The sequence below is a fragment of the Williamsia muralis genome, assembly GCF_002735905.1.
In the GTDB taxonomy this organism is placed as follows: Bacteria; Actinomycetota; Actinomycetes; order Mycobacteriales; family Mycobacteriaceae; genus Williamsia; species Williamsia muralis_A.
On the sequence record NZ_PEBD01000004.1, the window covers coordinates 110131 to 128329 of the forward strand.

The 18199-nt window shown below is 65.2% G+C and carries 15 protein-coding genes, 1 tRNA gene and 1 other RNA gene; 12 read left to right on the forward strand and 5 right to left on the reverse strand.

Annotated features, from left to right (window positions below; genetic code table 11):
• The gene (locus tag CSW57_RS01165; protein WP_099381107.1) at positions 1-717 is read right to left on the reverse strand and encodes an RDD family protein; all 717 of its coding nucleotides are present in this window, start codon (positions 715-717) and stop codon (positions 1-3) included.
• Between the two features lie 324 nt (positions 718-1041).
• Positions 1042-2019, reverse strand: a complete 978-nt coding sequence (gene gluQRS, locus CSW57_RS01170; RefSeq protein WP_099381108.1) for a tRNA glutamyl-Q(34) synthetase GluQRS — start codon at positions 2017-2019, stop codon at positions 1042-1044.
• Position 2020: 1 nt separating this feature from the next.
• Here gluQRS and CSW57_RS01175 point away from each other — a divergent pair, with 1 nt between their 5' ends.
• The 3 genes from CSW57_RS01175 to CSW57_RS01185 all read left to right on the forward strand — a co-directional run bounded on the left by CSW57_RS01175 (position 2021) and on the right by CSW57_RS01185 (position 5963).
• Positions 2021-3061: an ATP-dependent DNA ligase gene (locus CSW57_RS01175; protein ID WP_099381109.1), complete on the forward strand. Its 1041-nt coding sequence runs from the start codon at positions 2021-2023 to the stop codon at positions 3059-3061.
• The gene (gene ligD, locus CSW57_RS01180) at positions 3061-4104 is read left to right on the forward strand and encodes a non-homologous end-joining DNA ligase (protein WP_143696446.1); all 1044 of its coding nucleotides are present in this window, start codon (positions 3061-3063) and stop codon (positions 4102-4104) included. Before CSW57_RS01175 ends, ligD begins: the two co-directional genes overlap by 1 nt.
• Positions 4105-4238: 134 nt before the next feature.
• Positions 4239-5963, forward strand: a complete 1725-nt coding sequence (locus tag CSW57_RS01185; RefSeq protein ID WP_099381111.1) for a cation:proton antiporter — start codon at positions 4239-4241, stop codon at positions 5961-5963.
• Positions 5964-6035: 72 nt separating this feature from the next.
• Here CSW57_RS01185 and CSW57_RS01190 read toward each other — a convergent pair.
• Positions 6036-6124, reverse strand: a tRNA-Ser gene (locus CSW57_RS01190).
• 93 nt (positions 6125-6217) lie between these two features.
• Between CSW57_RS01190 and ffs the strand changes: the two genes are divergently transcribed.
• The 5 genes from ffs to CSW57_RS01215 all read left to right on the forward strand — a co-directional run bounded on the left by ffs (position 6218) and on the right by CSW57_RS01215 (position 12998).
• Positions 6218-6314, forward strand: an RNA gene (gene ffs, locus CSW57_RS01195) — signal recognition particle sRNA small type.
• A gap of 64 nt (positions 6315-6378) precedes the next feature.
• A complete protein-coding gene (locus CSW57_RS01200; RefSeq protein WP_099381112.1) occupies positions 6379-7659 on the forward strand; it encodes an aminotransferase class I/II-fold pyridoxal phosphate-dependent enzyme in 1281 nt (426 codons plus the stop codon).
• A gap of 40 nt (positions 7660-7699) precedes the next feature.
• A complete protein-coding gene (locus CSW57_RS01205) occupies positions 7700-9052 on the forward strand; it encodes a glycosyltransferase 87 family protein (protein ID WP_099381113.1) in 1353 nt (450 codons plus the stop codon).
• A gap of 30 nt (positions 9053-9082) precedes the next feature.
• Positions 9083-10426: a glycosyltransferase 87 family protein gene (locus tag CSW57_RS01210; protein WP_223248976.1), complete on the forward strand. Its 1344-nt coding sequence runs from the start codon at positions 9083-9085 to the stop codon at positions 10424-10426.
• Between the two features lie 289 nt (positions 10427-10715).
• Positions 10716-12998: a DNA polymerase III subunit gamma and tau gene (locus tag CSW57_RS01215; RefSeq protein ID WP_099381115.1), complete on the forward strand. Its 2283-nt coding sequence runs from the start codon at positions 10716-10718 to the stop codon at positions 12996-12998.
• A 144-nt stretch (positions 12999-13142) separates the two neighbouring features.
• Here the strand turns inward: CSW57_RS01215 and CSW57_RS01220 are convergent, their stop codons facing one another.
• Both CSW57_RS01220 and CSW57_RS01225 read right to left on the reverse strand, forming a co-directional pair.
• A complete protein-coding gene (locus CSW57_RS01220; RefSeq protein ID WP_099381116.1) occupies positions 13143-14465 on the reverse strand; it encodes a class I SAM-dependent methyltransferase in 1323 nt (440 codons plus the stop codon).
• Positions 14462-15874 carry an FAD-binding oxidoreductase gene (locus tag CSW57_RS01225; RefSeq protein ID WP_099381117.1) on the reverse strand — a complete coding sequence of 471 codons (1413 nt, stop codon included), beginning with the start codon at positions 15872-15874 and terminating at the stop codon, positions 14462-14464. Before CSW57_RS01225 ends, CSW57_RS01220 begins: the two co-directional genes overlap by 4 nt.
• 178 nt (positions 15875-16052) lie before the next feature.
• Between CSW57_RS01225 and CSW57_RS01230 the strand changes: the two genes are divergently transcribed.
• From CSW57_RS01230 to CSW57_RS01245, 4 genes are all read left to right on the forward strand, one after another.
• Complete coding sequence (locus CSW57_RS01230; RefSeq protein ID WP_099381118.1) at positions 16053-16493, forward strand: SRPBCC family protein; 441 nt, start codon at positions 16053-16055, stop codon at positions 16491-16493.
• Positions 16494-16575: 82 nt separating this feature from the next.
• Complete coding sequence (locus tag CSW57_RS01235; protein ID WP_223248977.1) at positions 16576-17451, forward strand: pseudouridine synthase; 876 nt, start codon at positions 16576-16578, stop codon at positions 17449-17451.
• 12 nt (positions 17452-17463) lie between these two features.
• Positions 17464-17868 carry a hypothetical protein gene (locus tag CSW57_RS01240; protein WP_189339098.1) on the forward strand — a complete coding sequence of 135 codons (405 nt, stop codon included), beginning with the start codon at positions 17464-17466 and terminating at the stop codon, positions 17866-17868.
• The gene (locus CSW57_RS01245; protein ID WP_099381119.1) at positions 17807-18193 is read left to right on the forward strand and encodes a YbaB/EbfC family nucleoid-associated protein; all 387 of its coding nucleotides are present in this window, start codon (positions 17807-17809) and stop codon (positions 18191-18193) included. Before CSW57_RS01240 ends, CSW57_RS01245 begins: the two co-directional genes overlap by 62 nt.
• Positions 18194-18199 lie beyond the last annotated feature (6 nt).

Consider the following 18199-nt stretch of genomic DNA (forward strand, 5'->3'; position numbering starts at 1 on the left):
CTAGCCGGTCTTTACGACCTTGGTGCCACCGGCGAACTTGTCGTGGATGCCCTGGTTGTTCGGGTCACTGTTGATGGTGACGCCGATGGCGATCAGGATTCCGAGCGAGGCGAGGCTCAACAGGAACGGCAGGATCGGCACGAACGAGAGCAGCGACGACAGGAAGCCGATCAGCATCCAAGAGTTCCGCTTGAGTGACTCTTCCTGGGTGGGCAGTCCGCCCGACGCGCCCTGAACCTTCAGCTTCAGGAGCTGCTTGCCCAACGTTGCGCCCGAACGGGTTTCGAAGAACACGAAGTAGGCCAACCCGGCGAGGCTCAGGATCAGGGAGACGATCAGCGACACGATGAAGATGTCGACGACCAGCACGACGATCGTCGAGACGATGGCCAAGACCACTCCGACGATGATGGCGTCGATGATCCTGGCGCCCAAGCGAATTCCGGCGCCTGCGGTCTGCCCGAATCCGGCGCCCGCCTGCGGCTGCCCGTAGCTGGACTGGTCGCCGAACTGGGGCGGCGGGGGGTAGCTGCCCTGCGAGGGCGGAGGATAGTTGCCCTGCGGCGGCGGGTAAGAACCTGCCGGCGGCGGGGTGCCTGGCTGCTGGTAGGAACCGGGAGGCGGACCTGCCGGGCCGCCTTTACCCAGGTCCGGGTTCGGCGGGGGATTGTTGCCCGGGTAGTTGGGGTCGGGGCCTGGGTACTGCGGTCCGCTCATGACTTTCGATTCCTCTCGCGGCGAAGGCACGCTTCGCACCTACCTGATGGTCGTGACGAGTCTAAACCGGACAAAGGTGCGTTGCCGGTTGTTTCGACCCCTGAGGGGTGTCTAGCCAGCGTTGATTCGAGTAAGCGATCATCGACCGCCGCTTGGCGTTTGAGCAGGTCAGCCGATTTTCGACGTCGATCGGTTGCCTGCGTCTGTGGCGATCACTGGTTACCGGCACCGTGAATACAAGGCCGGATCGCTATTCCATTCGAATGATTGCCTCGGCGTGCCGTCTGCCTGTGAAGTTCTTGTGGCGCGGCGTTCCGGTGCCGATCAGCAACTCAGCATTGCGCTCGGTTCGAGGACCCAGGGATCGCGTGGCAAGTCGTCGGGATCGAATCGGGCGAGCAGCTGATCGATGGTCACCGGCTCGTTCGGGGCTGCCATTTTCAACGACGCGGCGATGAGTGACAGAACACGCTGTGCGGCAATGCCGCCCAGGGCCAGGTCTGACAACGTGACAGCGCCGTCGCGTTTGGCGAGCCTTGCGCCCTCCGTGTTCAGGACCAGAGGCACATGGGCATAGGCAGGTGGTGAAATGCGAAGCAGCCCGGCCAGATAACTCTGCCGAGGAGCTGAGCTGAGCAGGTCGTCGGCACGAACCACCTGATCCACTCCCTGGGCGTCGTCGTCGATGACCACGGCCAGGTTGTATGCCGGTGTGCCATCGCCGCGGCGGAGGACGAAGTCGTCGACCATCCCGGTATGACGGCCGAGAAGTGTGTCGACGACGGTGAACTCGGCGACCTCCGCGCGAAGCCGGATGGCAGGCGGGCGGCCGGTATCGCGTTTGGCTTGTCGTTGCGCATCGGTGAGGTCGCGGCACGTCCCCGGGTAGGCGCCCGCCGGCGCATGCGGCGCGGACGGGGCCTCGAGGATTTCGCGTCGAGTGCAGAAGCACTCGTACGTCAGTCCCCGTCGCTGCAGGTCGTCGATGGCGGCGTCGTAGGAGAGTCGACGTTCCGACTGCCACATCACCGGAGGGTCCCAGGTGATCCCCAATGCCGCGAGATCGGCGAGCTGCCGGTCTGCTGCCCCCGGTGCCACCCGATCGAGATCTTCCATTCGCACCACGAAGCGCCGGCCGCTCGAACGGGCAAACAACCAGGCGAGCAAGGCGGTACGGAGATTGCCTATGTGCAGATCACCCGACGGCGACGGCGCGTACCGTCCCGCACCGCTCGGGCGGCCCGGTTCGTCTCGGCGGCAATCGTTCACCCGAACGAGGGTACAAGTGCAAGGATGGGACATCATGGACCTTCCTGTGATGCCGCCGGTGGTACCGATGCTGGCCAAATCCGCTGCCAAGATCCCCGATGAGGCCGGCGCCGCGGTGTGGTCGCATGAGCCCAAATGGGACGGGTTTCGGGCAATCATCTTTCGCGACGGCGACGAGGTGGTCATCGGGTCGCGCGGTGGCAAGGACCTCGGACGGTACTTCCCCGAACTGATCGAGGCGGCCCGAGAGGAATTGCCGGACAGGGTGGTTGTCGACGGTGAGATCGGCGTGCAGGCCGATCTCGGTGGGGTTCGCCGGCTCAGCTGGGACGCCCTGTCCATCCGGATCCATCCCGCGAAATCCCGGGTCACGATGCTCGCCGAACAGACCCCGGCGATGTTCATCGGGTTCGACGCGCTGGCCACCGGCGACAGGGATCTCACCCGGGAGCCGTTCTCCACGCGCCGCGAGGTGCTCCTCGAATCGATCCCCGGAGCCGGGCGTTGCCGGGTGAGTCGGGTGACCACCGATGCCGACCTTGCGCAGAACTGGTTCTCCGAGTTCGAAGGCGCAGGTCTCGACGGTGTCGTCAGCAAGCGCCTCGACGGGATCTACCTGCCGGGCAAGCGCGAGATGATCAAGGTCAAGCACAAGCGCAGCGCCGACTGCGTCGTCATCGGATACCGCGTCCACAAGAGTGGTACCGGTCTGGGTTCGATGTTGCTGGGTCTCTACAGAGACGGTGATCTCCGCATGGTCGGCGGAGCCGGCGCGTTCTCGGACGCGAAGCGAATCGAGTTGCAGGAGATGCTCGAACCGATGCGGCTCGACCCCGACAACGTCGCCGAGGGTGAGCCGAGCCGCTGGAAAGAGAAGGGGTCGTCGCAGTGGACCCCCATCCGCCCGGAACTCGTCGTCGAAGTCGCCTACGACCAGATGGAGGGCGACAGGTTCCGGCACACCGTGCAATTCGTGCGGTGGCGTCCCGACCGTGAACCCGAGAGCTGCGGCTATGAACAACTCGAGGTCCCGCTCACCTACGACCTTTTCGACGTCCTGGAGGGACAAGACTGATGGCGAAAGCTCCGGCCGAAGAACTCGATGTCGACGGAACCGCGGTGCGGTTGTCCAACCCCGACAAGATCTACTTCCCCCAGCTCGGCGAGAAGGGCGGCCGCAAAAGGGATTTGGTGGAGTACTACCGCACGGTGGCGCTACAGGGTGCGATGTTGACTGCCCTGCGCGACCGACCGACCTTCTTGCAGCGTTTCCCCGACGGCATCGAAGGTGAGGAGATCTACCAGAAGCGTGTGGCGGCCAAACGCCCCGACTTCGTGGAGTCGACGTCGATCACCTTTCCCTCCGGTCGCAAGGCCGACGCGATCCGGACCACCAGCGCGCCGGTCATCGTGTGGGCGGCCAATCTGGGGACGGTCACATTCCATCCGTGGCCCACGATCGCCCCGGACAACGACCATCCCGACCAACTCCGGATCGACCTCGATCCGCAGCCGGGTACGGACTTCGCCGACGCTCGCCGTGTTGCCATCGACGTGTTGCGGCCACTGCTCGACGAATTGGGTCTGGTCGGTTACCCCAAGACCTCGGGCGGACGCGGTCTGCATGTGTTCGTGCCCATCGAGCCGCGCTGGGATTTCATCGAGACCCGGCGTGCGGTGATCGCCCTGGCGCGTGAGCTCGAACGCCGCGACAGTTCGTCGGTCACCACCTCGTGGTGGAAGGAAGAGCGCGGAGAGCGGCTCTTCATCGACTTCAATCAGAACGCCCGCGACCGCACGATGGCCGCCGGATATTCGGCGCGGCGCACCCCCACGGCGACGGTGTCGACACCGGTGACCTGGGACGAGCTGGCCGACGTCGATCCCCTTGACTGCACCATCGCCACAGTCCCGGCGCTGCTGGAACGCCGGGGAGATCCCATGGCGGACATCGGCGATCATCCTGGGAGTCTCGATCCGCTGCTCGAATGGGTGGCGCGCGACGAGAAGGACGGGCTGGGCGACATGCCCTATCCGCCGAGCTACCCGAAGATGCCGGGTGAACCCAAGCGTGTTCAGCCGTCGCGGGCCCGTCATGACGACGAGTCGGAGCCTTAAGCCGTTCGTTTTGCCCCCGTGAGACCCGGCCGAGGGTGTTTTGCCCTCGGCGGACTGTCACGGGGACGATCTGTGCGCGCGACCATACGACTTCACGGCGAGCAGACACGGACATCACCTGACAGAATCCGGCCATGGAACTGCTGCTTCTGGTACTTCTCGGCGCGGTTGTCGTCACGGCCTTCGCGGATCGTCGCGGAATGCAGCCCGCGCTCATCATTCTGGTGGTCGGACTCCTGGTGTCTTTCATCCCCGGTCTGCCCCGGGTGGAGCTGGAGTCCGACATCCTGCTGACGGTGGTGTTGCCGCCATTGCTCTATTCGGCGGCGCTGAACTTCTCGTTCCCGAGCTTCCTGCGCAACATCAAACCGATCCTCGGTCTCGGAGTGGCGATGGTGGTGGTCACGGCGTTCGCGGTGGGAGCCGTTGCCACGGTCGCCATTCCGGAGTTCACCTTCCTTCTCGCACTGTTGCTCGGGGCCATCGTCGCCCCACCCGACGCCGTGACGGCCGTCGCGATCGGCCGCAAACTGGGCCTGCCGAAGCGGGTGATGGCCATCTTGACCGGCGAGTCCCTGGTGAACGACGCAGCCGCGTTGTCGTTGTTCGCGATCGCCGTGTCGCAGATCGCTCACACCCACGCGTTCATCGGGAATCCGTTGCTGCTCTTCAGCTACAGCGCGGTGCTCGGGCCCGTCGTCGGAATCGTCATCGGGTTCGGCACCCTGTGGATCCGGCGTCACCTGCAGAACCCGGCGCTCGAAACGGTTCTCGGCTTCACCGTCCCCTTCGCGGCTTTTGTTGCCGCCGAACACATCCACGCGTCCGGGGTGCTCGCGGTGGTGATCGCCGGATTCGTGGTCGGGTCGGGTTCGGTTCATGCCGGCTACCAGACTCGTCTGCAGGAGCGCTATGTGTGGAACTCGGTGGATGTGCTCCTGGAAGCATTTGTGTTCGCCTACATAGGTTTACAGCTCAGGTTCATCATCGACGAGCTACGAGAGGCGCGTGAGTCGCTCGTCGGGGTGGCGGTGGCCTCGGTTGTTGTCCTGCTCGTGGTGCTTGTCATCCGCCCGTTCGCCGTGTTCCTCATGTTCGGCCGGGGCTTGCTGCAACGGCACGTCGAGAAGACGGTCAGCTCGTCGCAGATCGCTGCGGGCCCTCGCGTTCCGCGACGGATCAGTGAGTCGGGTGGAGATCCGACCGCAAAGCGTGAGAAGAAGCGGCCGGCCGCCGTCAAACGCCTGACCGCGTCGATGGACAAGCGAACGCTGACCTTCCAAGAGAGCCTGGTGGTGTCGTGGACGGGCATGCGCGGTGTGGTGACGTTGGCAGCCGCGTCCGGCATCCCGGCGACCCTGGAATCGGGGGAACCGTTTCCGGAGCGTGCTGCGATCCAGGCGATCGCCTTTGTGGTCGCGGTGGGCACCATCTTGATCCAGGGCACCAGCCTGCCCTGGCTCATCGCGCGCCTGCATCTGCATTCCGAGGAGGAAGAGCAGTACGCAGCTCGCGAGACCTCGAAGGCCGAGAGCATCGTGCACTTCGCCGGAGATGGGGTGATCGAGGACTTCGTGGCCGAACCGCCCACCACCCTGGATGCGAAGACGGTCGAGTTCATCCGGTCGACCGTCGCGCGCCAGGTGCGCGATGCCGAGGAGATGCCCGATCCCGAAGCGCACACCGAACGCGCAGAGACGTTCGCCAAGCTTTACCGGGAGGTGCTGGCGGCGCAGCGTCATGCCCTGATCGCCAGCCGCGATGCCGGCGAGGTGGACGACGAAGCCGTCCGCGCGATGCTCGAACGGCTCGATCTGCAGGAAGCCGGCCTGTCGGCGAGGCTCGAAAGCCGCCTCTGACTTCCCGAAATGGTGGGTTCGGGTGAGGCTCACCTGGGCGAATGCTCACCCGAAGCCACCACTTTCGGAAGTTGGCGGAGGATAGGGGATTCGAACCCCTGAGGGCTGTTAACCCAACCCGCGTTCCAGGCGAGCGCCATAGGCCACTAGGCGAATCCTCCGTGGGGGAGCTTACCGGTCGCGAGGTGACCTGCCAAAAACGGGCTGGTGAGGTGACCAGTTTCCGGCGCCGCGCACCGGGCGGCTACACTCGATCCCGGATCCCGCGCGGCGTGCATCCTGTGAACTCCCCCAGGGCCGGAAGGCAGCAAGGGTCAGCGGGCTCTCTCGGGTGCGCGGGGTCCCCTACTTTGTTCCCCAGCGAAGCGCGCGATGACAGTTCCGGGGCAGGTGTGGTTCCGGGCGAAAGGCCGACGTGAACTACCACTCGATGAGTGCCGACCAGCTGACCGCCACCAGGTCCGAGCTGCGCGATCAATATCAGCGCCTCGCCGAAGCGGGCCTGAACCTCGACCTCACCCGCGGTAAGCCGTCACCGGAACAACTCGACCTCTCCGCGGATCTGCTGTCGTTGCCGGGAGCCGATGTCTATCGCGACGGCAAGGGCACCGACTGCCGTAACTACGGCGGTCTCACCGGATTGCCCGAGCTTCGCGCCATCTTCGGTGAACTGCTGGGGATCCCCACCGACAACCTGCTGGCCGGCGGCAACGCCAGCCTCGAATACATGCACGATCTGGTCATCTTCGGCTTGCTGCACGGCACGCCGGACTCGTCGTCTCCCTGGGGGCAGGGTCCGATCAAGTTCTTGTGCCCGTCCCCTGGCTACGACCGGCATTTCGCCATCACCCAGTCCTACGGCATCGAGATGATCACCGTGCCGATGAACCCGGACGGCCCCGACGTTGCGGTGTGTGCCGAACTGGTGGCAGCAGATCCGCAGATCAAGGGCATGTGGTGCGTACCGACGTACTCCAACCCCACCGGCGCCACCTACAGCGCCGAGGTGAGCAAGGCGCTGATGTCGATGCCGGCCGCGGCGCCCGACTTCCGCGTCTTTTGGGACAACGCGTACGCGGTGCACACGCTGCAGGAAACGCCGCCTGAGCCGGTGGACGTGCTGGGGCTGGCGGCGGCCGCGGGCAATCCGAACCGCCCCTACGTATTCGCGTCGACGTCCAAGATCACCTTCGCCGGTGCTGGCGTGGCTTTCTTCGGTAGTTCGGCCGACAACCTGGCCTGGTACCAGCGGCACGCGAGCATCAAGACGATCGGCCCGGACAAGCTCAACCAGCTCAGGCACCTGCGCTACTTCGGTGATGCCGACGGCGTGCGCCGACAGATGGCCAGGCACCGCGACCTGCTGCTGCCCAAGTTCGCGCTGGTGCTGCAGATCCTCGAGGACCGGCTCGGCGCGGCGAAGGTCGCGTCGTGGACCGAACCCGAAGGCGGCTACTTCATCAGCCTCGACGTTGTCGACGGCACCGCGACCAAGGTCATCGACCTGGCCAAGAAGGCCGGCATCTCACTGACCGCGGCTGGGTCGACCTTCCCGTACAAGCGCGATCCCGACGACCGCAACATCCGTCTCGCCCCGACCTTTCCGGGGCTGGAAGAGTTGCGGTTGGCGATGGACGGGGTGGCCACCTGTGTGCTGCTCGCCGCAGCCGAGAAGTTGCTCGAAGACCACAGCTGACATCACGCAGGAACCCTCACTCGGTGATCGAGAAGGGCCGATGCTCGAGAAAGGCGCACCCCGGTTGGGCATCGAGTCCGCTCCGCACGTCCGTTCGCAGGAGCGCACAGCAGTGACAAACGGCCCGGCGTTGCCGAGGCCTGCCGTTGTTGTCGCGGTGTCCCTCGCGCTCGGCCTGCTCGCGGTGTATCTGCAACATCTGGCCGTCCCGATCAACACCCCGTATTGGGGAGTATTCGGTAACCAACTCGACCTGGCGGTGTATCGAGAAGGCGCCCAAGCGGTGCTCGACGGTGACCGCCTGTACGAGGCCAAACTCGTGGGCGTCATGGATTACACCTATGCGCCGGTATCGGTGATCCTGTTCATGCCCTTTGCGGCGATGTCTCTTGAACTCGCGCGGATCGTCTGGATGGTCGGCATCTTCGTCGCCCTCTATTTCTGTATCACTCTGAGCTTCAAAAGCCTGAGGTACCAGATCAATTGGTCGGTTCGGCTCTTTGCCTGCGCTCTTGTCCTGGTGAGCGCGCTGATGGAGCCGGTCCGCACCACCATGTGGTACGGCCAGATCAACGTGTTCCTCATGCTGCTCGTCCTCTGGGATCTCTTGCAGGGCAGACACAGTCGCATCCGCGGCCTCGGAGTGGGGATCGCTGCCGGGATCAAGCTGACGCCCTTGATCTTCGTGTTCTACCTCCTGATCAACCGCAATTGGCGCGCAGTGTGGCTGGCGGGCGCGGGTTTTGCGGGCACCATCGCGCTCGGGTTCGCGGTGATGCCTCGTGATTCCTGGAAGTACTGGAGCGGGACGTTCATCGACTCCAAGCGGGTCGGTGCCCCCAACACCGTCGGCAATCAATCGATCCGGGGAGCGTTGGCGAACCTGTGGCAGACCGATGCCCCCAACCCGTTGGTGTGGATCACCCTGGCCGTTGCGGCGCTGGCGCTGGGGATGACAGCGGCCTCACTGGCTCATCGGGGCGGACATGAGCTGCTCGCCGTCACCCTTGTCGGTATGACGGGCACTGCGGTGTCGCCGATGTCGTGGGGACACCACTGGGTGTGGTTCGTCCCGGCCCTGGTGATCGGAATCCACCTGACGCTGCAGGCGCGGGGTGCGATGGCCACAGCGCTGGCGGCGACCGCAGTGGTCGCATTGCTGGCGACGACGTTCATCTGGCGCACCTACCGTTCGTATCCGGTGTTGCAGATCGAACGGGTCCTGCCGGACGGCTACTTCACCGGGCTGTACCACAAGGTCGGCATCCCTGAGCTGCGCTGGTTCACCTACGACCCTTACAACTGGGTGTTCGTGGTGACAGCGGTGGCTGCCATCGTGTGTCTCACCAGCAGGCGCCGCGTCGAGGCTCCGGAGCCGGTCGCGGCGGGTTAGCATCCCTGCAGACGGGGTGAGGAGTGATGGGTGACAGCGGATCAAGTGCGCGCTGAGACAACGGACGACACGAGGCCACGGCAACGGTTTCCGAGTCACCCACTTCTGCTGATCGCGTTTGTGGTGGGCGCGGCCATTGCGCTGCTCGTGCAAGTCCGGTTCATTCCTCTGGACGCCCCCATCTTCGGGTTGTTCAAGAACCAGGTCGACCTCGACGTGTACCGCGCCGGGGCCCAGCACCTGTTGCACGGCCAGCAGCTCTACGACTTGCCGATGCTCCGTAACGGCCTGCTGTACACCTACACCCCGTTCTCGACCATCGTCTTCCAGCCTTTCGGCTGGATGAGCGCCGAGATGGCCGTTGACGTCTGGAGTGGCCTCATCTTCGTCACCCTGTACTGGGTCATCGTGGCCTCGTTCCGGAGTCTGGGCTACGAGATGAGCTGGTCGCTCGCCATCGTGTCCGCGGCGATGGTGTGTGCGGTCACCTTGATGGAGCCGGTCCGCACCACGATCTGGTACGGGCAGATCAACGTCTTCTTGATGGCGATCGTCCTATGGGATCTGCTTCGGCCGGATGGCAGTCGGCTCAAGGGCGTCGGAGTCGGGATTGCGGCAGGGATCAAACTGACGCCGGCCTTCTTCGTCGTGTATCTCGCCATCACGCGACGGTGGCGTGCGGTGATGGTGGTGATCGCGACGTTCGGGGCGACAATCCTGATCGGATTCCTGGCGACGCCCCGGCAATCGTGGAATTACTGGACCGATCGGGTGGTCAACTCTGATCGGGTCGGTCCGACCGACGCCCCGAGCAACCAGTCGATCAAGGGGGCGCTGGCCACCGTGTTCGACACGACCACGCCCAGCAACATGCTGTGGATTGCGTGTTCTGCACTCGCGGTGGTCCTCGGGGTCGGCGCGGCCTGGCTTGCGCACCGTGCGGGCCAGGAGCTGCTCGCCCTGTGCCTGACCGGGATGACCACTGCCGCGGTGTCACCGTTCAGCTGGGGCCATCACTGGGTGTGGTTCGTACCCCTGCTGGCGTTCGCGATACACCTGCCCATCGCGGCGTGGCGGGCCGGCTCACGACCACTCGCCGGATTGTTGTGCCTTGCGCCCCCGGCGCTCGTCGCCACGGTGTTCATCTGGCGGAATTACCTCCCGGGCGGCGCTCTGGGTTTCAAACCCTTCTACGGCACCGGCATGTTCATGACGCCGTTCCCGGACTGGCTCCGATGGTTCTCTGCCGAGCCGTACCTGTGGGTATTCGGCGTAACCGCGGTGTTGTGCATCGCCGTCTGGGGTCCGGGCGAAGTCCGGGCCAGGGGTGCTGCCCGTAGCTCGAGGGCTTTGGCAGGTTCTCGGGCCGCCTGAGCGCTCCCGGACTGGTTCGCATCTCGTCAGACGTCGGCTGCTCTGGAGCGGCCTGCGAACATTGCCACAAGTGTTGTGACATAGCCATATTCGGACGCTTCGTCGGGCCTGACTGCTCACAAAACCGCCCGCGAAGTCACATCCGGCCCCAAACCTGCGATTGATGTGCAAGCGAGCGCGGCCGGCAGCCGTCCGTTCGAGCTTCAATCCTCCCAGCACCTGCTGTTCGACGCCCGCTCGACCTCTACCGGGGACCACGAACGTCGGACCGCGCCGGTAGGCTGCCACCGTGGCTCTCTACCGGACGTATCGACCCGCGACCTTTGCCGAGGTCGTCGGGCAGGAACATGTCACCGAGCCGCTCGGTCGCGCGCTCGACTCCGGCCGCATCAACCACGCGTATCTGTTCTCCGGTCCGCGTGGTTGCGGTAAGACCTCGTCGGCGCGCATCTTGGCCCGGTCGCTCAACTGTGAACAGGGGCCGACGTCCACCCCATGCGGGGTGTGTTCGTCATGTGTGGCCCTCGCCCCGGGTGGCCCCGGCAACCTCGACGTGATCGAACTCGACGCCGCCAGCCACGGTGGTGTCGAAGACACCCGCGAACTCCGCGATCAGGCCTTCTACGCGCCGGCGGAGTCGCGCTATCGGGTGTTCATCATCGACGAGGCGCACATGGTGAGCAACGCCGGGTTCAACGCCTTGCTCAAGATCGTCGAGGAACCGCCCGAACACCTCATCTTCGTCTTCGCGACCACCGAGCCGGAGAAGGTGCTGCCCACCATCCGCTCGCGCACCCATCATTACCCGTTCCGCCTGTTGGCTCCGGCCGTGATGCGCACCCTGCTCGAACGCATCTGTGCCAGCGAGAAAGTCACGGTGGAGCCGCCGGTGTTCCCCCTGGTGATCCGTGCCGGCGGCGGCTCACCCCGTGATTCGCTCAGCGTCCTGGACCAGCTGCTGGCCGGGGCGTCGGCGGAGGGTGTCACCTACCAACGCGCACTGACCCTCCTCGGTGTCACCGATGTCGCGCTGATCGACGACGCCGTCAACGCCCTCGCAGACCATGACGGGGCGAAGCTGTTCGGAACCATCGAGTCGGTTGTCGATGCCGGCCACGACCCGCGCCGATTCGCTGTCGACCTCCTCGAACGGCTCCGCGACCTGATCCTGATGGACGCGGTACCCGACGCCGCCGAGCGTGGACTCGTGGAAGCGCCCGACGACCAGGTCGAGCGGATGACCGAGCAGGTGGCAAAGCTGGCGCCGGGAACGTTGGCGCGTTTCGCCGAGACCGTGCACGACGCGCTCGGTGAGATGCGGGGAACCACGTCGCCGCGGCTCCTGCTCGAGGTGATGTGTGCCCGGATGTTGCTTCCGGCGGCGTCCGACGCCGAGTCTGCGGTGCTGCAACGGATCGAGCGCATCGAGGCGCAGCTGGCGGGAGGCGCGGCGATTCCGGCTGCACCCCTCGGCTCGTCATCGGGAGGGGCGCCCGCGGAACCGCCTCCGAGCAAGTTCGTCCGAGCGTCACAGCGCAAGCAATCCGAGGGCTCAGCCGAATCAACTTCTTCCGCACCCGCTTCGGCGGCGGTTCCCGCACCCGCGCCGATCCCGGCACCTGCGCCTGAACCCACCCCCTCGCCGGAACCGGCACCGAGCCCGGAACCGGCCCCGGCTTCCGAGCCCACCCCGACTCCGGAACCGGCCCCCGCGCCCGAACCCACCCCGACTCCGGAACCGGCCCCGGCGCCCCAGCCGACGCCATCCACGAAGTCGGCCCCTGCTCCCGAGCCGGCTGCAGCCCCCGAGCCGGTCGTCCGCACGCCCGAGCCGTCTGCCGGCCCCGCGGCCGAGTCGCCCGTCGACACAGCGCTGTCCGTCCCCGATGATGCGGACGTCCCACTACCGCCGGAACCCGACTACGAGCCCGAGCCGGAACCCGCTGTCGAGCCGGCTGCGGCGCCCGCCGAGCCTGACGCAGCTCCCGCCGCCGGAGGCCCGGATCTCGCTGCGGTGCAGGCGAAGTGGCAGGAAGTTCGCACCGAGGTCCGTACCGCCAACAAGGTCACCGAGGTGATGTTGTCCGGCGCCACGGTTCGCGGCGTCAACGGCACCACGCTTGTGCTCAGTCACGACTCCGCGCCGCTCGTGCAGCGGCTCAGCTCTCCGCATGCGGTCGAAGTTCTTACCGGAGCGATGTCGAAAGTCTTCGGTGGTAGCTGGGACATCTCGGTGCACGCGGCATCGTCGCTGCCCGCAGACGCCGCCAAGCCCCAGGCCTCCGCGCCTGGGAGCACCCGCAAGCCCGAGGCCAAGGCGCCGTACGTCCGCCCGAGCCGCGGAGCGGGAGCCGCGAGCGCCTCGGGTGACGCGCCTGAACCGGAGCCCGAACCTGAACCTGAGCCGGTACAACCACCACCCGAGCCAGTTGACGACGAAGACCTCACCGATGCCGAACGCGACGAGATGATCGCCACGGCACGAGATTCCACGCCGGATCCGCGGCAGGATCCCGAACAGGTGGCAATCGAACTCCTTGCCACCGAGCTGGGCGCCCGCCCGATCAGCTGATCTTCGCGGCCGCGCTACGCGCGACACCGACCGGGTCCAACAAATTCGCGCCACTTACCGGCGGACGCGCCGGTTGCAACTGGCGCGTCCGCCGGCAGCCGGCGCGAATTTTCGGGCAGCAGGGAATCGGAGGGCCAGGTCAGATCAGGCGTTCCACCACGGGCGCAGCGGCAGATCGCCGTTGCCGCCCTTGTTGTCCAATTTCACCGCGAGAACCTGATGCAGCTGAATGATGTTGCGCTCGAATCCGATCCGGCATCCGGCCATGTACAGACCCCAGAGCCGCGCGGTGCCGATACCCACTTCTTCGACTGCCTCGTCCCAGTGGTCGACCAGGTTCTTGTTCCAGTCGCGAAGGGTCATCGCGTAGTGCTCGCGCAGGTTCTCCTCGTGCACCACCTCCATCGCACCGATGTTCTGGATGGCCGAGATGATGGTGCCCGAGCCGGTCAACTCCCCGTCGGGGAACACATAGCGGTCGATGAACGGTCCGGCCTTGCCTCGGCTCACGTTGTTCGACCGGGTGATGCAGTGGTTGAGCAGGATTCCGCCATCACGCAGTTTGCTGCGGATGAACTTGAAGTACGACGGGTAGTTCTGGATCCCGATGTGCTCGGTCAATCCGATGGACGAGACCGCATCGAACTCGCCTTCGGTGACGTCGCGGTAATCACTGTGCCGCACTTCGGCGAACTCGCTCAGACCCTCGTCGATGATTGCCTGCTGTGCCCACTGGGCCTGCTCGGCCGACAAGGTCACGCCGATGACGTGTACACCGCGGCGTGCCGCGTACCGCACCATCGAACCCCAGCCGCAGCCGATGTCGAGCAGTCGATCGCCGGCCTTGAGCTTCAGCTTCTCGAAGACGAGGCGATACTTGTTGTCCTGAGCCTCTTCCAGGCTTGCCTCATGATTCGGATAGCAGGCGCACGTGTAGGTCATCGACGGCCCGAGCACCCATTCGTAGAAGGTGTTCGAGACGTCGTAGTGGTAATGGATCGCCTCGGCATCACGAGTCTTGCTGTGCCGCAGGCCCTCTGCAATTCGGCGCCACCGGGGGAGCTGTTCCTGGGGCGGGGGTGTGATGGGCTTGAAGTGCTCGAGGCCCAGTGACCGGGTGATCTGTGCCAGCGTGCGGGCCGACGGCCTGGAGAACTGCACGTCCTCGGAGATCGCTCGCAATGCGGGGTAGGGGTCGCCCTCGTGGCACCCCTTCAGCGAGAGATCTCCAGCGATGTAGGCGCGGGCCAACCCGAGGTCACTGGGTGCGGTGGCCAGATAGCGGGTACCTCGCGGGGTGAGCAGTTCGAGCCCGTACTCGGCATCGGCCGGGCCGGCCGAACTGCCGTCGTAGGCGGTGACGCTGATCTGTAGATCGCCACCGGCGACGGCCTCCACCACCTCCGCCAGGCTGAGTTTCGGCCCGACCACCGACCCGGGCACCTCGTTGTTCTTCACAGTTGTCATTGCCGCTTCACCGCCTTTGAGTACAGGTCGAGTAACCGCGACCCGGGATCGTAACGTTTCTTGAGCAGGCGGTAGGGCTCACCGCCATAGAGCTGATCGAATTCCTCTTCGCCATAGAACGACTCGGAATACAGCGACTTGTGTCCGTCGAGTTCGGAGACCTTGATCTCGATCTGCCGGTTGGCGTAACCCTCCGGCTTGTCCTCGCGTTTGGGCACCGCAGACCAGAACCCCACGTTGACGTAGGTGCGGTGGGGCTCGAGGGGATACAGGGGCCATGGCCGGTGTGTGTCGGCGCCGGCGGGGGAGGGGTCGCGAAGTCGCAGCGGGCACAACCAGATCGGCTCGATCGGAATGTTCTCCAAGAACCAGTGTACGAACTCGGAGGTGCGCTCGATCGGAACCTCGATGTCCTGGACCACCCGTTCGCCGGGCGGTTGACCTTTGCGGGCATTGAGCTTGTCGCCGATGTCGAACCGGTGGTCGAGCGCGATCAATTTCCAGTAGAAGCTACTGCGCAGCAGTGGCTTTGGCCACAGACGGCGGATGCGGGGGTTCTGCGCGCCGAATGCCCGCGAGCACCAGAACCAGTCGGTGTCCCAGCGCCACAGGTAGTCGGCGATGGTGAGCCGGTCGCGGATGGGAGTGGAATCGGCGCTGTGCTGGATCGACCGGTAGTAGATCTGATCGCCGGTGTAGTCACTGACCGGACCCGGAACGCTCGTCTGCGCGCCCAGGACGAGGTAGCTCTCGGTGGCGGAGAACACGACACCGTCGAGATAGTCGACGCGTTCGCCGGCGTAGGTGCCCTGCTCGACGATGTCGTTCATCGTGGACTGCAGGGTGTCGACGTCGGTGAACCGTACGTGGCGCAACTCGACGTAGGGTGCGACCTCCTCGAGCTCGATGCGTAGCCGTGTCGAGTACCCAAGCGTGCCATAGGAATTGGCGAACCCGAAGAAGAGATCTGAGTTCTCGCTGGTGGCCGAGGTGGTGACGATCTCGCCCGCTCCGGTCAAGATGTCGATCTCGAGTACAGATTCGTGGGGGAGTCCGTTCCGGAAAGAAGTCGACTCGATGCCGAGGCCGGTGACCGCGCCGCCCAGGGTGATCGTCTTGAGCTGGGGAACGACCTTGGGCGCCAGACCATATTTGAGCGTCGTCGCCACAAGTTCTTCGTACGTACACATTCCGGCCACGTCGGCCGTACGGGCCTGCCGGTCAACCGAGATCACCCGGTCCAGCCCGGAAACGTCCAATCCGGGATAAGGATTCTTCGCCCGCTTGCGGAACAGGTTCGACGTCTTCTTGGCCAGCCGAACACGGCCAGAGGCCGGGATGGCCCGGTAGCTGGCCAGCAACCTCTCGACGCCGTCGTCGAAGACCTTTCGCCCTGTTTCGGAACCCATTACCCGCGACACGCATAAGAGCCTAGGACTCTCGTCCAGTAGTTGCCAGCTCACCCATCACCATGACCGATTTGCCGGTGTTCGGTTCCGCACGAGCTTGCTGCGCCGCGCGAAGGCATTCGATGGTGTTCTGGCAGGCTCGACATGACACCTACCAACAACCGAAAGGTGATATCTCGTGGCACAGGTAACCGCATCCGAGTCGATCGTCGTCAATGCCGCGCCGGAGAAGGTGCTCGCGGCACTGTCCGACTACCAGACGGTGCGTCCCAGCATCCTCCCCGGCCAGTACCGCGACTACAAGGTCGTCGAGGGTGGCGTCGGCGCAGGCACCGTCGCCTCCTGGACCCTCCAGGCAACAAAGAAGCGCTCGCGCAACGTCCAGGCCCGCGTGGGCGTGGTCGGCTCCACCGTCACCGAGACCGACGTCAATTCGTCGATGGTGACCACGTATCAGGTCGATGCCTCCGGGGCCAGCTCGAAGGTCACCACCACCACCACGTGGCAGGGAGCGGGCGGTATCGGCGGATTTTTCGAGAAGACGTTTGCACCCAAGGGACTGGCGAAGATCCAGGCCGAACTGCTCGGCAACCTCAAGTCGCACGTCGAACGCGTCTGAGCCGGATCGCGACGAGAAAAACTTCCAGAAGACGACCCGAGTGCGACACCGCAAACCAGCGCCGCTCCCATTGCGCGACGGTGTGGACCCCACTCGGGTCGTTCTGCGTTCCGCCGATTGCACGGTCGGTGAGGCGATGCTGGCCGCGCCGGCGTGTGAGGGCCTGACGCTCGACGATCTGCTTTCCCGGGCCGAGCGCGGTGAGGTGCTCGGCATCGGTGGTGAACCCGTCGATCTGGCTGCACCGGCCCAGATCGGGCGGCCGGTCTACTTCTACCGCGACCTGCCCGTGGAGACGGAGATACCGTTCGACCTGCCGATCATCCATCAGGACAACGATCTGGTGGTCGTGGACAAACCGCACTATCTGGCGACGATGCCTCGGGGAACGCACGTGGTGCAGACCGCGCTGGTCCGGTTGCGCCGAGAACTCGACAACCCTTCGATCAGCCCGGTGCACCGGCTGGATCGGCTCACGGCCGGGGTGCTCATGTTCACTGTGCGCCCGCAAGCGCGCGCCCCCTATCAACAGCTCTTCGCCGACCGTTCGGTGAACAAGGAATACCGCGCCCGCGCACCGATCCACCCCGGCCTGCAACTGCCGGTCACCGTTCGCAACCGCATCCTCAAAGACGCGGGCGACCTGCGAGCTCGGGTCGAGCCTGGGGAGGTCAACGCTGTTTCGACCATCGATCTCCTGAGCGCCTCGCGCGATCGGGGGGTCTACCGGCTGAAACCGCAGACCGGTCGCACACATCAGCTCAGACTGCACATGGCGGGTTTGGGTGTCCCGATCGACGGAGACCCGCTGTACCCGGAGGTCCGGCCCGAAATGGCCGCAGCCCCGGACCGCGGTGATTTCTCCGATCCGCTCCGCCTACTTGCCTACTCTGTCGAGTTCACCGACCCGTTCAGCGGCGAGCTGCGACGCTTCGTCAGTACCCGCGAACTGCTCTGAGAGGAGAACCGAGTGGCAATCATCGTCTCTTACGACCGGTACCCGGACCTGCGTTGCGAGGTGGTGGTCTTCCTCGACGACGAGAGCGGGGACTGTTTCCAGGTGCAGCGCGACCTGCCCGCATCCGAGGTCGGTTACGAGATCAGCGCGGGGGTCGGGGCGCCGTTGAGCCAAGGTGTTGTGGCGTGGCAAAGAGTCGGCAACGAGTTCCAGTTCGCGTTGTCGGCCAACGCGGCGATGATGTTCGGTGGCAACGCGCGACTGCGCTTCGAAGCCGAGGCAGCCGACGGCGATACCATCGACAGCATTGCTGCTCATCTCGAACGCATGATGCGCCCGCAAGACAACCGACCCGATGGCGCCGATCACCTCGACCGGCCCCACGACGACACAGAGGACAGCAGTGGAACCAGATAACCCGATGGCCGGACTCCTGCAGCAGGCTCAGCAGATGCAGCAGCAGTTGCTGGCCGCGCAAGAGCAGATCGCCGCTGCCGAGGTCACCGGATCCGCCGGCGGCGGGCTCGTCACCGTCACCGGTAACGGCACCGGCGAGGTCACCGCCATCACCATCGACCCCAAGGTCGTGGACGCCGACGACGTCGAGACCCTGCAGGACCTGATCGTCGGCGCTCTTGCCGATCTGAACAGCAAACGCGACGAACTCACCCAGCAGAAGATGGGTCCGCTGGCCGGCGGGCTCGGCGGGTTGGGCGGCGGGTTCCCCGGTTTGGGCGGATAGCTGACC